Raw genomic sequence first — 13,906 nt, forward strand, 5'->3', positions numbered from 1 at the left:
CACGGAACGGCTCAGCACCCGTAGCTCAGCTGGAGAGAGCGTTGCCCTCCGAAGGCCCAAGCCTCAGCTCTCCAGCCCGCGAAGTGCCTCCTGCAAAATCAAAAAATTAGCTCGATGCTGATCGACGTCTACGGCGCCGGGAGCTCTCCGCGGCGCAATTGGGCCGCATCGGCGAGCGGTTGGGTGTAGGAAACAGCAACCCGATCACGGCACTCCTTCGGCGCATGCGGACGTGGAGTTCGCGCGGCACATCCGATCTGAGCTCGGACAACGCGGGTCGAAGGGCGGAGCGAAGTCTTAGAAAAACTGCCGGTCCGGCAAGGGAATGCCTTCCGCGCCCGCGAGCTTCGTCGCGCTATCCTCGGCGCATCCTCACTTCGTGACGACGAGATGGACTGGCTTCCGGTCTCATGATCGGCACGTAGCCCTGGTCGATGCGGGTCGTGACGATGCGTGCACTTCAAGTCGGCACCGGCACCCGGAGCCGTCGAGAGTGTTGTCGAGCGTAAGCATCCCGCGTGGGTGCCCGACGCTGAAAGCGACGCGAAATTCGATGATCGAAAAAGCCGAGCGGACGACCGAGGATGCCATCGACAGCGATGGGTTCGTGGCCCGGGCCTACTTTCCGGGGCACCTGAAACGAGGTCACTCTGACCACGGCCTCGGGCCCCTGGCGACGATCATGGAGTCATTTCTGGCTCCCGGCACGCATATCAAGCTCCACGAGCACGTGCAGGACGAGATCGTCTCCTGGGTCCCTGCCGGCGTCATGCGCCACGACGATCCGCAGGGCGAACATCTAACCGTCGATGTCGATCACCTGATGGTCATGAATGCCGGGCGCGGCTTCCAGCACGAGGAGCGCACACGCGCCGACGACCCACCGCTGCGGATGCTCCAGATCTTCGTGCGGCCCCACGCCGCCGATCTCGAACCGCAGATCCAACACGGGCGCCTGCCCGAGCCCGACATCAACGTGTGGCGTCACGTCTTCGGCCCGAGCGGGGGCGGAGCGCGGTTCACCGTGCGCAACGCCGTCCACTGCCACGACATCCGGATGGGGTCGGGCGACATCGCCGTCTTGCCGGCCCGGCCGGGCTGGCAGACCTACTTCTTCGTCTTCTCCGGCTGCGTCGAAGCCGAGGGGCAGACGTTCGGCGAGGCCGAGAGTGGTCTCTGCCCGGACGGTGCGGAGGTCCGTCTCCACGCCACCGCGGCGTCCCTCGTCGTGGCCTTCGTCGTCGATCCCGCCGCCCCGATCTGTCGCGGCGGCACCGTCGGCGACGGCGAGACGGTTCAGCGTATGGCCGCCCGAGCCCGGTCATAGTTTGTCCGGGCAGCCGCCGATGCGCGAGCGCGCATCGGCGGCTGCCCGTCTCACCACGGCGATGATCGACCGCGCACGGCCAGGATTGCCCGACGCATCGTGCCTCTAGAGCATCGTGTCGGATATCGGATCCGGCACGATGCTCTCGGTTATTGTGACGCATCGGCTTTTTCCGAAAGCCGGCTCCCACCTTTCGGGCCGAGGCTCTAGCGCGGGCCGCCGCCACGGCGCCGCGCGATCTCCTGCCCTTCCTCGTTGAGTGCCCCGGACGGCGCTCTCGTGTCGTCGGCTACGGGGTGCATGCCGCGGCTCGAGGTTCGCGACATCGGGCGGTTCGCGGCGGGATCGCCCGCGGCCCGCTTCATCGAGAGGGCGCGACGCGCGTGGGAGGCCGTCGTGCTGCGGCGGCGCTCGCGCTCCTTGCTGACCCGCTTCACCGCCGCGGCCAGGAGCGCCGCCTTCTCACGGGTGCCGCTGTTGTCCGAGGCTGGACGAGCACCCGAGGGAGCCGCCTTGCCCCGCACCTCGCGGCGCTGGCGGCGCGAGACGTCCCGGGCACGGTCGCGCCGTTCACGCAGAAGCCTGATCAACTCGGAGATCTGCGCATCATCCGCGGCCGAGAGGTCCGGCCGATGCGAGCGGGCGACCAGTTCGGCTTCGTGGGTGTCGAGAAGTCGTTGCTCACGGCGTCGCGATACGGACATGCATCCTCCATCCAGTCATGCTGATGCCTCGCCAACAGCATCATGGGCCGGATGTTGCGTCTCGCCGGCGGCCGGGCGGCACCATCGTGCCCATGCGCACGACGGCACGGGTGTGTTGGGATGAAGCGGCCCGTTCGACCGTTCATCTTCGCTCGCGCGGCAATCCACCGGATCATTCCACTAGTATCGCGGCGGCCACCTACGGCCCAATGACGCAGGCAGGATGAATTGCGAAATCTGATCGTATAATCTCGGCGGCAACGCATGCAGTAAACGACAGTGAATTTGCTGGAACCTAAATCAAAAGCGCGCGTCAACGCTCGCAAATCCAGCAAAAGGTTGTCGCGTTGGCCTCTGCCCCGTCGATCCAAGTTTTAGACCTGAGCCGTTGCCATCTCGGCGAGGGCCCGAGCTACGATCCGGCGACCGACACGGCATGGTGGGTCGACATCCTCGACGCACGTCTGTTCGAACGATCCCTGCACGGGGATGACGGCCCGGCCCGGATCCATACGCTGCCCTTCCTGGCCAGCGATGTCGCCGCCATCGACGCGCGGCGGCAACTGCTCTCCGCCGAGGACGGGCTCTATGTCCGCACGATCGCCGACGGCGCCCTGAGCCGCTTGTGCCCGCTCGAGGCGGAGAACACCGGCAATCGCTCCAACGACGGCCGGGTCCATCCCTCCGGCGCCCTGTGGATCGGCACCATGAGCCGAGAGGCCGAGACCGGGCGAGGCGCGATCTACCACGTCGCCGGCACGCGGGTGACGCGGCTCTACACCGATCTCACGATCCCGAACGGCATCGCCTTCTCGCCGGACGGGGCGACGGGCTACTTCGTCGACACCGAGGAGGGCGTGCTGCGCCGCGTCGCTCTCGATCCGGCCACCGGCCTGCCCACGGGCGAGCCCGAGACCCATTACGATCACAGCGGCGGCGAGGGCGGGATCGACGGCGCCGCCGTGGATGCCGACGGGCTGGTCTGGACCGCGCGCTTCGGTGCGGCCTGCCTCGACGCCTACAGCCCGGACGGCGAGCGGGTGCGCACCGTGCCGGTCCCCGTGCACCAACCGACCTGCCCGACCTTCGCCGGGCGCACCCTCGACCGCCTTCTGGTCACCAGCGGCTACGAGGGCATGGACGCGGACGAGCGCGCGGCCGACCCCGAGCATGGCCGCACCTTCCTCGTCGATGTCGGCGTCCGAGGCCTGCTGGAGCCGGCCTTCCGCCTCGACGCCTGATCCGTCCCGAACCGACGATTGAGAAGGGCGGCCGAGTGTGCCGCCGGAGGAGCCTGCATGCCTGCCGCGGAAGACCGCCCGTATCAGCCGATCGAAGCCTACGCCCTCCTCAGCAATTGCGAGGGCTGCGCCCTCGTCGCCCGCGATGGAGCGATCGACTGGGCCTGCCTGGAGCGGTTCGACGCCGACCCGTCCTTCTCCCGCCTGCTCGACCGGCAGCGCGGCGGCCACTTCACGATCCGGCCCGAGGGACGCTTCGAGACGGCGCGGCAATACCTGAGCCGCAGCAACGTGCTGGAGACTACTTTCACCACCGAGACCGGCTTCGTCACCCTGCACGACTTCATGGTCGGCGCGGAGGGCGGCGCGGGTCGGCCACGCCTCGTGCGTCTCGTCACCGGCATCTCCGGCCGCGTGGCGATGATCGCCACCTATCGCCCCCTCGCGGGCTTCGCCGAGAGCTTCGCGCCGCTCAAGGTCGATGGCGGGCGCGTCACCGCCCCGGACTGCCCCGGCCTCGTCACGAGCGTGAACCTCTCGCTCGACGGTGACCGCGCGGTGGCTCGCTTCAGCGTCGAGGCCCTCGGGGAGCAGAGCTTCGCCCTCTACCTCGCCGACAGCCTCGATGCCTTGCCCGACACTCCGCCGGACGCCCGCGCCCTGATGGAGGAGACGCGCCGCGCCTGGGCGCTGTGGACGCAGGACGCCGCCTATGTCGGGCCGCTCGCGGGCGAGCTGATGCGCTCGGCCCTCGTGCTCAAGGGCCTGACCTACGAGCCGACCGGGGCGATCGTGGCCGCGGCCACGACCTCGCTGCCGGAGGAGATCGGCGGCATCCGCAACTGGGACTACCGCTTCTGCTGGATTCGCGACGCCTGCCTGTCGTTCTACGTCCTGAAGAAGTTCGGCATGTCGCGCGAGGCGGAGGCCTTCTTCGGCTTCGTCTCGGCCCTGTGCGAGCGCGAGGAGGGGCAGCTCAAGCCGCTCTACAGCATCGCCGGCGAGGCCGATCTCTCCGAGCGCAAGATCGCTCACTTCGAGGGCTGGCGCGGCAGTGCGCCGGTGCAGCACGGCAACGAGGCCGCCGAGCAGCATCAGGCCGACGCCTACGGGCAGGTGCTCGACCTGCTCTACCTCTACGACCGCCTCGGCGGCACGCTGTCGGACGACATGCGCCGGCACGGCGCACGGCTGGCCGACATCTCGGCGGCCCACTGGCACGAGCCGGATGCCGGGCTGTGGGAGCCGCGCAAGCCGGAAGAGCGCTACCTGCACGCCGCGATCATGAACTGGGTCGCCCTCGACCGGGCGATCCGCCTGTTCGGCGAGCGGCTGGACTGGTGCCGCGAGCGCGACCGGATCGTCGCCTTCGTCAACGGCGAGGCGGTGCACCGCGACGGCTACTATCCGCAATATCTCGGCACGGACGCGGTCGACGCCGCGCTTTTGATCGCACCGATGGTCGGCTTCCCCGTGGACGAGGCGGTGTTCGCCCGCACCGTCGATGTCGTGATCGAGCGGCTCGGCCACGGCCACCTCGTCTACCGCTACCGGAACGACGACGGCTTGCCGGGCCACGAGGGCACCTTCCTGCTCTGCGCCTTCTGGCTCGTCGACGCCCTGCTCTGGCTCGGGCGCGAGGAGGACGCCCGCACCCGCTTCGAGGCGCTGCGGGCGATGCGGAACGATGTCGGCCTCTATGCCGAAGAAGCGGCGGAGGACGGGTCCTTCCTCGGGAACTTCCCCCAGGCCTTCAGCCATCTCGGCTTCATCCACAGCGCGCTGATGCTCGATCTCTACGAGCACGGCGGGCGCGCGGCGGTGCAGGGCACCTATGCCGACCGCTCCCTGCGCGAGACCGACGACCGACGCGCGCCCTGCATCGCGGGTGGCGCAGAGTGACGAGACCGGAGACGAGCATGGCACGCATCGGTTACCACGCCTCGCACGAGCAGCACGCGCCCTCGGCCCTCCTGCGCTACGTGCGGGCGGCGGAGGCGGCGGGCTTTGCTTGTGCGATGTCCTCCGAGCACTTCAAGCCGTGGAGCCGGGTGCAGGGCCATTCGGGCCATGCCTGGTCTTGGCTCGGTGCCGCGATGGCTGCGACCGGCCTGCCGTTCGGCATCATCACCGCACCGGGCTACCGGCATCACCCGGCCGTGCTTGCGCAATCGGCCGCGACCCTGTCCGAGATGTTCCCCGAGCGCCTGTGGCTGGCGCTCGGCAGCGGGCAGCGCCTCAACGAGGACATCACCGGCCTGCCCTGGCCGGACAAGGCCGAGCGCAACGCCCGGCTCGCCGAGTGCGCCGGCATCATCCGCGCCTTATTCGAGGGCGAGAGCGTGACGCACCGCGGTCGCGTCACCGTCGTCGATGCGCGCCTCTACTCGCGCCCGCACAAGGCGCCGCTGCTATTGGGCGGCGCCGTCACCGCGGCCAGCGCCCGCGCGGTCGGTGCCTGGGCGGACGGGCTCGTCACCGTCGGGATCGAGCCGGACAAGCTGCGCCCCGTGATCGAGGCGTTCCGCGAAGGGGGTGGCGAGGGCAAGCCGGTCTTCCTCCAGACCAAGGTGTGCTGGGACCGCGATCCGGCCCGCGCGCTGGCGGAAGCCCACGCCCAGTGGGCGAGCAACGCCATCGAGGGCGACGTGAACTGGGAGCTGCGCCGCCCGGAGGAGTTCGAGACTGCTGCTCGCTTCGTCCGCCCCGAGGATATGCATGCCTGCGTGCGCATCTCGCACGATCTCGGGCAGCACGCGGCGTGGCTCGACGACCTCGCCGCCTTGGGCTTCGCCGAGATCATCGTCCATCAGGTCGGCGCGAGCCAGGAGGCCTTCATCGAGGCGTTCGGGCAACGCGTGCTGCCGCAGCTCGCTCTCTGACAGACATCAGAGCGCGACCGGGAGCTTCTATCTATCAGGACAATCACACCCCATCGCGTATCCAGTCGATCATCGATTGGCCGGTTGCGCACGTTCACTCTCGCGCTGCTGGCTCCTGAAGCCGTGACAGGGGCACGTAGGGCTCGCCATCCACTGTCTGTTCCCCGTAGGTCTGCTCGAGTGCCTTGAGCACGTCGCGGCGACACGAGAGATGATCCGACCGCGGCTCTCGATCCGTTTCCGGTCGGCCCGGAATGGAATGCGCGTAGAAGATCATGTCGCGTGCTTCCGGAGATCATCTGCCTGCTACGGCGTCACGATTCGTGTTGCGTCCACATCCAGCCCCTGCAGCACGCTCTGCCGGCACAACAGCGGCACCCGCCGCGCACCGCATCAGCGCCGCGACGCCTATTCTCCCGTGCTCGCAACCCGTTCCCTTGATTGACCGGCGCCACCCGACACGAATCGAACATGTGACCTTTGCTTGAGGAGGGCTACGCGTCCCTTGGAGCGATCAGGGCATCTGTTCCTGCGGCGCGGATACCTTTGCCTGCCGAACAACTTCCTCGGGCGTCGGGGGATTGGCCGGATGATAGGAGAGGCAAATCGGCGTGCGCAGTTTGGCCGGCCGTCCCGAAGCCTCGGTGGCGAAGTAGAACTCGCCCGCACCCAGCTTGCCGATATCGGCAGCCGTGCCCCCGTTGGCGGCGATAATCTCCTGGGCCGCCGCGATGGTGGCGGGCGCGCTCTGCCGACCGAAGAATTGCGTGGTGCAGTTCGAGACGACCTGATTGTGGATGCCGCGGGGCACCTGCGTCGCCACGATCATCCCGAGACCATACTTGCGGCCCTGCGCCACGAGTTTGATGCCGCTGCCGAGGCTCGGCGAGGCTCTCTGAGCCGGCAGGAACGTCTGGGCCTCGTCCAGCACGTAGAGCATGCCGCGCGGCGACGGGTTCTTCTTGATCCAGCCGAACAGCGTCATCTGGAGGCGGTTCACGAAGTCCTCGCGTGCCGCCTCCGAGCCGAGCCCCGACAGATTGATGACGGAAATGCGCGTGCGGGCCGGGTCCGGTCCGAAGAACAGATGGCGCGGGTCGAGCACCGTGCCTGCCACCTTCAGAAGCGGGTTCGTCGCCACGGCGGCGTGAAGCTGATCGGCCATGCCGGCCCCGAGCTTCGCCGCATTGCCGATCTGGCTGATTCCGTCGGGCAGATCCGCCAGTAGGGCGATGAAGTCGGGCAGCTTGCCGCCGCCTCGGTTGGCGAAATGCTGGAGCGCATCGGCGAGCACGCCGCGCAGCAGGTTCGTCTTGGCGCCCGCCAGCGGCCCGAGCGTCTCGGCCGCCATCTCGATCGCCTGTTGGCGCTCGTCGCGGTCCGTACCCAACTCCGAGAAGTCGGGAAGGATCGAGAGGAACAGCGGATTGCCGGCATGCACGCCCGGCGTCCACACCACGACCTCGACCGCCGCACGATAGGTGGCGGCCTTGCCCGCGTCCTCGTCGGAAAATCCCTTCGGCCGCTCGGGCCAAGGCGTGCCGAGCCGCGAGAGATCGTTGTTGGGATCGATCACGATGGCCGGGAGCCCGGCCAGCGCGGCTTCCTCGACGAGGCGGCGCAGGAGAACGGTCTTGCCCGACCCTGAGCCCGCGATGATCGCAGTGTGCCGGGGGAGCAGGCGCAGCGGCAGGCTGACGCCGGGGGCGTCGGGCGTCAGGCGGTGCCCGACCGGGATCGCCTCCGGCCTGATCGCGGGCATCGGAGATCCGGGGGAAGCGTGGGGCGCGCTCCCTGACTCGGGGCTGCGCGCCGTCGCTTTCGGCGCGCGCGGCGCGTCGGCGGAAGGGACCGGTGCGTTCTCTCGGACAGGGTCAGCCGAAGCCGGGACTTCCAGCGCCTCATCCGGCCTGCCGCCGCTCGGGCCGTGGGCGAGACCGGCGGCTCGAAACAAAGAAGTGCGTACGACCGGCTGCTCCGCGCGGAGCCAACTTTCGAACCGATCGGAGGCGCCCTCTTCCTGCGCCCGCGCTCGAAGATCGCGCAGGGCCACAAAGACCTGCAGATCTTCCTCGGACGGGTCGATCAGCAGACCGCCCGCAGCCGTGAAGGCATCGAAGAGCTGCTTCGTCTTGGCCCCGCCGGGCATCGGCCCGCGGCGCACCAGCAGCAGCGCCCGGTCGGGGATGCGGGCCGAGATGCCCGAGGCCGTCAACGCCGCGCGCAAGCGGGCCTGGAACGCGATGGCGTTCTGATGCTGGAGCGCCCGATAGCAAACGTGTCGCTCGCGGTCGTTCTGATCCCGGTGAATGAAGATCAGCCGGCCGTGCAACGGCGGGATCTTCTGGTCGGGCTCGCCCTTGCTCGCGACGTCGAGGGCATCGTCGGGGTCGTCCTCCAGGGCGTAGAGGTCGAAGGCGTCGCGTAGCACTTGCCCGAGCCAGTGGTCCTCGTCGCTGCGGATGTGGGCGATGTCGGCCCGCTCACAGGCGGCGGCAAGGTCGAATTCGGCAGTCGGGGGTGGGGGCGCCGCGGCGCCTGCTGTTTCGACCAAGCTGTTGCAGATGGACACCGTGCCTGCCGCGAGGCAGCGGCGGCGGAAGGCATCGCAGCGCATCAGCAGCGTGCGCGGCATCATCGCCGACTCCGACGCCTCCGCGATGGCACGCTCGCTGAACGGCCAGGTCGGGGATGGCGGCGCGAAGCTCGCCTCCGCATAGGCCGGCTGTAACCGGCCGGCGACCAGCGCGATGGCGGCGGCTTGCACGTTCATGCCGATCAGACCCGCCGCCTCGGTGAAGCGCTCGCGCATCGGTGCCATGGCCCGCGCTGTGAGACGTTGCCAGGATTCCTGAAGACAGGTCACGACGGTCATGCTGCGGTCGCAGACGACGTGGAGTTCGAGAAGGCCCGCGGCGAGCACCTCCGAGAGGCCGGCTTCCGCCTCGATTCCGTCCTCGGCCGCGAGCCGGCTCGTCTCGATGAGGCCGTCGATCTGATCGACGGAAATGAGGGTCGGCCCGCTGAGCGCCATGATCCAGCACATGCCGCGCACCAGTTCGACCGGGGCCGGCGGAGGCGTCCGGAAGCCCAGCGCGGCCCGCTCTGCCGGATCGGCCTCGTAGCCCTGCAGCCAGGCATGGGCGAGCCCGACCACACCAAAATCTTGCGACCGCAACAGGCAGAGCGCGCGGAAGACATCGAGATGCTTGAGCGCGCGGGCCGCGTCCACGCTCATCAGCGCGCGCACCAGCACGTCGACGATCCGGCGCGCATCCATGTTCGGGGTGTTGAAGGCAGCCTCGACCTGCATCTCGACGCCGAAGCGGCGCGCCACACCGGCGAGCACCGCATCCGATTGCCGCCGCCCGTCGGGCATCGTCTGCAAAAGGGCGGTGACGAAGCTGAGTGCGGCGCTCCGCCAGAAATCCGTGAGGCCGAGGACATCGAGGGGCACGAACCAGCCGCCGCGACGCCACGCTTCCTGCCGGAGTTGCCCGACGAGATGGGTCTTGCCGACGCCGGATTGGCCGACGAGGACGCGGCCCATCGCCCGGTCGGAGGGCTGACGGGCCCTCTCGTGCAGGTCGGCGACGATCTCCGGCACCAGCCGCTCGTTCGGGCCGCCGGTCGGCGGCGTGTCGAGCCAGATGCTGTCGAGCGTGCGCACCCAGTCGAAATCGACCCGGCGCAGGGCGTCGAGGGCGTCCGTCATGACTGGATCCAGAGAATGTGGAAGGGCTCGCCCGCCGGGCTGAACGCCGCCGCGCGCTCGGCCGCGTCAAGTGATTTCGGGTCGCTGAACTGGCTCAGCCGCGCCGTCCTGTCGCCACGCAGGATGGCCGCGAGCCCGGCATCGACCGTCGCGCGGTCGAGGTCGCCGAGATGCGCGCGCAGGGCGCTCAAGCGCACGGCCTGCGCCCGCTCTCCGCCCGTCAGCGCGAGATAGGCGTTCTCGATCCGGGCCCGGAGCTGCTTCGGAGTGGGCGGTTTTGTGCGCTTGGGGGCAGCCTTGCGCGCGGGTGCCGCCGACGGCATCTCGGGTGGGGTCCCCACGAGGTCGGCAAGCGTCCGCCCGGTCGCGGCGAGATCGGCCTGCAGCCGTTCAAGCCAATCTTGCAGCACGCGGAAGTTCGGCGGCAGGGGCTCGCCCATATGCGCGCCGGCCCAGGCCCAGCCCCGGTCGGTGACGGTCAGGAGCAGCGAGCGGCCCTGCTTCTCGGCCTCGAGGTAGCGGGCAGCGATCAACGCCTCCCGATCCGCCCGATCGATGCGCGGCACCAGGGTGCTCTGCAGGGCGCTCCCGTGCCGACCGAGGAGACACCAGAGGATCAGGGCCTGCTTGGATGTCGGCGTCCCGCTCATCGCTCCTCCTCGGTCGTGCCACGCCGCAGACGGACGACGGCGCGTATCTTCTCGATCGCCAGCGGCAGGTCGGCAGCCACCTGATCGTTGGTCAAGCGCAGCACGAGATAGCCCGCGGTCAGCAACTCGTAATCGCGGTGGCGGTCGTTGCTGAACTTCGGTTCGCTCCGATGCTCAGGCCCGTCGAGTTCCACGACGACGCGATGGGTGCGGCAGAGCAAGTCGACCCGCGGTCGCACGCCCCAGTCTCCGACCGGCACCGCCGCATTGCAGGCGAACAGGCCTGCGAGTTCGGCGTCGAGTTCCAGGGCGGCAGCGACCCGCCTCTCGATGGCGCTGGCAGGGTGCGTTCCGGCCGGCGCGATGAAGCGGGCGACGGCTGCAGGCTCCGCGCGGACGAGGTCGACGGCGCCGTAGAGGATGCGGTCGTAGGGTGTCGTCTCGGCCGGTGGCACGGTCAGGGCCACCACGAGGGCCGCCCCATGCCGCGTGCACCATTCGAGCGCCTCGATCACCGGACGTGCCCGCTGGGTCGAGGCGGGATCGACCTCCCAGATCAGGACGATGCCGGCCGGATCGATCACCGTGAGCAAGCGAGTGAATTCGAGCTCCCGTGCCAACCGATGGAAACGCGGCAGCCGGCCTAGCCGGGCCCGCTTGGAGGCGGCCTTCAGCCAGGGGGCTTCTGCGATCGGCTCGGCATCCCCGACCGGGGCCGGCCAGTGTGGCCACCGAGCGAGTGCTAATTCGGCCAAATCATCGAGCAATCGGTCGATGATCGCCTGGGGAGCGAGAGGTTTCTCACCCGAGACGAGAAGCGCGCTGCGGTCGCCATCGACCGCTTCCGAGACGAGGGCACCGACGCCCTCGCGGTCGATCCCCACGACGACCATGCGCTGCCCCGGCCGGAGGCGGACGATGCCTCGAACCAGATCGCTCACCGTGATCTGCGGCCGCGCCGCATCGTCAGGATAAAGGGATGGTCGCAAACCGAAGCCGTGGAGCGGAGGGCGGCTACCGTTGAGCCATCGCCGGGCAGCCATCGCTCTCGGCACTTCATCACAGGCATATGATCCTGGCTACTGAATTCGCATCCTCAGGTTGCTTCTGATGCGAGCGTTGATGAGTGCCCCAGCACTTCAGTCAGATGTCTTGGTTGATCCACCCCAACGGCGGATGGACAAACTGGAGTGCCTGGCTCGCGCTGTTCGTCGAGGGCTACTGACGGCACGATAGCGGCACACGCCGCGTGCCTCACAGCGCCGCACCGAACTTGTCTCCGCTTGAGCGTCCCCACCGCCGTCTTCCGGCGCACCCGACACGATTCGACCGTGTGACCTTTGCCTGAGGAGGGCCACGCGTTCATCCCCTTGAGCGATCGGGATCTTCATTTCCCCCGCTCAGCGGCGTTGCGCGCGCCGCCCAGTTGGGCTACTCACGGAACGGCTCAGCACCCGTAGCTCAGCTGGATAGAGCGTTGCCCTCCGAAGGCAAAGGTCACACGTTCGAATCGTGTCGGGTGCGCCAATCATTTCATTGACTTAGCTGGTATCCAGCCATACCCGTGAGGGGTTTGCGGATGCTCTGCGGAAGCAGCGCGAGCCTTCACGCCAGAGAGTGCGGCCGAGCGACGCGTGGCGGTCGGCGGCTATACCAGCCTCGCCGCAAGCCTCATCACCATCAACCAGGTCAGACGGTTCTGTTAGGCGCTCTAAGTCACGGATCTCGGTCGGTAGGCGGTTCCAGACTCGGCAGGGGCGGGATGGACGGTCGGCCCGCGCCTCGGGGCCGCCACCCTGGTCGGCGTCGTACCACCGGTAAAACGGCGCGCGGGTGATGCCGAGCTTCTCCAGGGTGGCGAGCACCAGGAGATGGGATGGCTCGACCAGCCGGATGATCTCCCGTTTCTTGTGAGCCGGATACCTCATGCCTCGTCGCACCCAAGCCCTGCTCATGCTTGTTCGAGCAGGCGGTTTTCGAGAACGAGGTCGGCCACGACCTCCTTCAGCGCACCTGCCTCACGATGCGACTCCTTGACTTCGTTGGCGGTGACGGCTTGAGGCGTGGCACCGGAAGGCCGCCTCTTGCCGGCTTCCAGAAACTCCTTGGACCAGCCGTAGTCCATCGAGCTGCCAATGCCCTCGCGCCGGCACAGTTCGGCGATGCTGTCCTCACCGCGTAGGCTTTCCAGCAGGATGCGGATCTGCTCCTCGTCCGTGAATTGCCGACGCGTGGCTCGGCGGATGTTCTTGATCACGGCTTCGACCCGCTTGCGTGCCGGAACGTCCCTCAATCCACGACCTTCAGGTCGTTTACATTCACATCACCATCCTGGGTGGTGAAGCTCGGTGCCCGGCCGTTCGATTGAGAGACGCCGCTGATGCGGTGGTCGCCGCTGTCGTAATTGGCCAGCTTGCCGTCGGTCTCGACGAGGAGCCGCTGCTGATCGGGGAAGAACGCGTAGCGCATACCGTCCTGGCCACCGCTGGTCGAGGGTTGGCCGAGTTCCTGCGGCCACCAGGGCTTTGAGCCCTTCATCGGCTCCATCGGCTTCATGGGTTTCATCGGTTCCATCGCGCTCGGTCCTCTGGCAGGATGCCTAAAGCCAACGCTACGCTCGAAGCGCCGAAAGGTTTCCCAAAAAGCCAGGACTACGAAGTGTGCTGTTGAGCTTGTCGTCGAGGACGTTGAGATCGGCGCCGGGATCGCTGAGGAAGCGGGTGAGTTGGGTTCGGGCTTGCCTGAGGATGTTGAGGGATCGGCGTAAGGCTTGCCATTTCTCTAGGTCGAACCGTTCACCCAAGAAGCGACCTTGAAACGGCAAGGATCCACTTTCTCGGTAATTATGGTCTGATCGGTAGCTCCGTAGTCGCTCATACGGTTCGTAAGACTGCGCGGAAGCGGCCGCAGCGAGGGCCTGCTTTGAGTGGTTCGCGGACGTTACGGGGGTTGCACGTAGAGAACCGCCTGACTGTGGCTGACCCGTCATAGCGCCACATTTGTTCGATGGCGGTTTCTCGCCTGAAGCTGTTTTAACCTCAGATTGATGCCAGAGGTGTGGGGAATTTTTACTCGTAGTGGCCCCTACCTCATGGGCTTGTACGACAACGATCTTCATCCTGGTGTCACTTTATGCGTGCTGCATACAATCGCGGTACAGAAAAATGCTTTGAGATATTTTATAGCCCACATCGACGGGCTATATTTCTTTAAAAAAGAGTTTGAGAAAAATAATTGGCTTCATGCGCAGACAGGAGCGCGGTTTGCGCGTTGTCTGCATGACACCTATTAAATAAGATGTGTTTCTTTACGAGTGTCATTTGGTCATGGTCAGGCAATGAATCTTAGCAAATCCGCAAACGCTTGTACGGATTGATCTGCATGCAT

9 protein-coding genes, 1 tRNA gene and 1 pseudogene are annotated in these 13,906 nt (G+C 67.4%); 5 read left to right on the forward strand and 6 right to left on the reverse strand.

All coding sequences use genetic code 11. The annotated features are described in order from the left end of the window. Nucleotides 1–553: 553 nt before the first annotated feature. On the forward strand, nucleotides 554–1,327 hold the full coding sequence (locus OWC43_RS14255; RefSeq protein WP_393957119.1) for a pirin family protein: 774 nt from the start codon (nucleotides 554–556) through the stop codon (nucleotides 1,325–1,327). 206 nt (nucleotides 1,328–1,533) lie between these two features. Here OWC43_RS14255 and OWC43_RS14260 read toward each other — a convergent pair whose 3' ends face one another. Further along, entirely contained in the window at nucleotides 1,534–2,031 is a 498-nt protein-coding gene (locus OWC43_RS14260) for a hypothetical protein (RefSeq protein WP_137829887.1), read from the reverse strand. Between the two features lie 347 nt (nucleotides 2,032–2,378). Here OWC43_RS14260 and OWC43_RS14265 point away from each other — a divergent pair, with 347 nt between their 5' ends. The 3 genes from OWC43_RS14265 to OWC43_RS14275 are packed head-to-tail and all read left to right on the forward strand — an operon-like array spanning nucleotide 2,379 to nucleotide 6,154. Beyond that, nucleotides 2,379–3,272, forward strand: coding sequence for an SMP-30/gluconolactonase/LRE family protein (locus OWC43_RS14265; RefSeq protein WP_393957120.1), 894 nt, complete (start codon nucleotides 2,379–2,381; stop codon nucleotides 3,270–3,272). Between the two features lie 57 nt (nucleotides 3,273–3,329). Beyond that, on the forward strand, nucleotides 3,330–5,174 hold the full coding sequence (locus OWC43_RS14270) for a glycoside hydrolase family 15 protein (protein ID WP_393957121.1): 1,845 nt from the start codon (nucleotides 3,330–3,332) through the stop codon (nucleotides 5,172–5,174). Between the two features lie 17 nt (nucleotides 5,175–5,191). Further along, nucleotides 5,192–6,154 carry a TIGR03885 family FMN-dependent LLM class oxidoreductase gene (locus OWC43_RS14275; RefSeq protein ID WP_393957122.1) on the forward strand — a complete coding sequence of 321 codons (963 nt, stop codon included), beginning with the start codon at nucleotides 5,192–5,194 and terminating at the stop codon, nucleotides 6,152–6,154. Between the two features lie 514 nt (nucleotides 6,155–6,668). Here OWC43_RS14275 and OWC43_RS14280 read toward each other — a convergent pair. Genes OWC43_RS14280 through OWC43_RS14290 form a run of 3 tightly spaced genes read right to left on the reverse strand, consistent with a single transcriptional unit; the run spans nucleotide 6,669 to nucleotide 11,460 of the window. Continuing rightward, nucleotides 6,669–9,869: a helicase HerA domain-containing protein gene (locus tag OWC43_RS14280; RefSeq protein WP_393957123.1), complete on the reverse strand. Its 3,201-nt coding sequence runs from the start codon at nucleotides 9,867–9,869 to the stop codon at nucleotides 6,669–6,671. Further along, nucleotides 9,866–10,519 (reverse strand): hypothetical protein, encoded by a 654-nt coding sequence (locus OWC43_RS14285; RefSeq protein ID WP_137829893.1) that lies wholly within the window; start codon nucleotides 10,517–10,519, stop codon nucleotides 9,866–9,868. The genes OWC43_RS14280 and OWC43_RS14285 overlap by 4 nt, the downstream gene beginning before the upstream one ends. Continuing rightward, a complete protein-coding gene (locus tag OWC43_RS14290) occupies nucleotides 10,516–11,460 on the reverse strand; it encodes an endonuclease domain-containing protein (RefSeq protein ID WP_238308761.1) in 945 nt (314 codons plus the stop codon). The genes OWC43_RS14285 and OWC43_RS14290 overlap by 4 nt, the downstream gene beginning before the upstream one ends. A gap of 509 nt (nucleotides 11,461–11,969) precedes the next feature. Between OWC43_RS14290 and OWC43_RS14295 the strand changes: the two genes are divergently transcribed. Then, nucleotides 11,970–12,046, forward strand: a tRNA-Arg gene (locus tag OWC43_RS14295). 188 nt (nucleotides 12,047–12,234) lie between these two features. On the opposite strand, the pseudogene OWC43_RS14300 reads toward OWC43_RS14295, so the two are convergent. Beyond that, nucleotides 12,235–12,812, reverse strand: a pseudogene (locus OWC43_RS14300) (transposase); the annotation flags it as partial. After that, nucleotides 12,809–13,075 (reverse strand): hypothetical protein, encoded by a 267-nt coding sequence (locus OWC43_RS14305; RefSeq protein WP_393957124.1) that lies wholly within the window; start codon nucleotides 13,073–13,075, stop codon nucleotides 12,809–12,811. The gene OWC43_RS14305 and the pseudogene OWC43_RS14300, both read right to left, overlap by 4 nt. Between the last annotated feature and the right edge of the window lie 831 nt (nucleotides 13,076–13,906).

The sequence above is a fragment of the Methylorubrum sp. POS3 genome (assembly GCF_043352485.1).
Taxonomy (GTDB): domain Bacteria; phylum Pseudomonadota; class Alphaproteobacteria; order Rhizobiales; family Beijerinckiaceae; genus Methylobacterium; species Methylobacterium suomiense.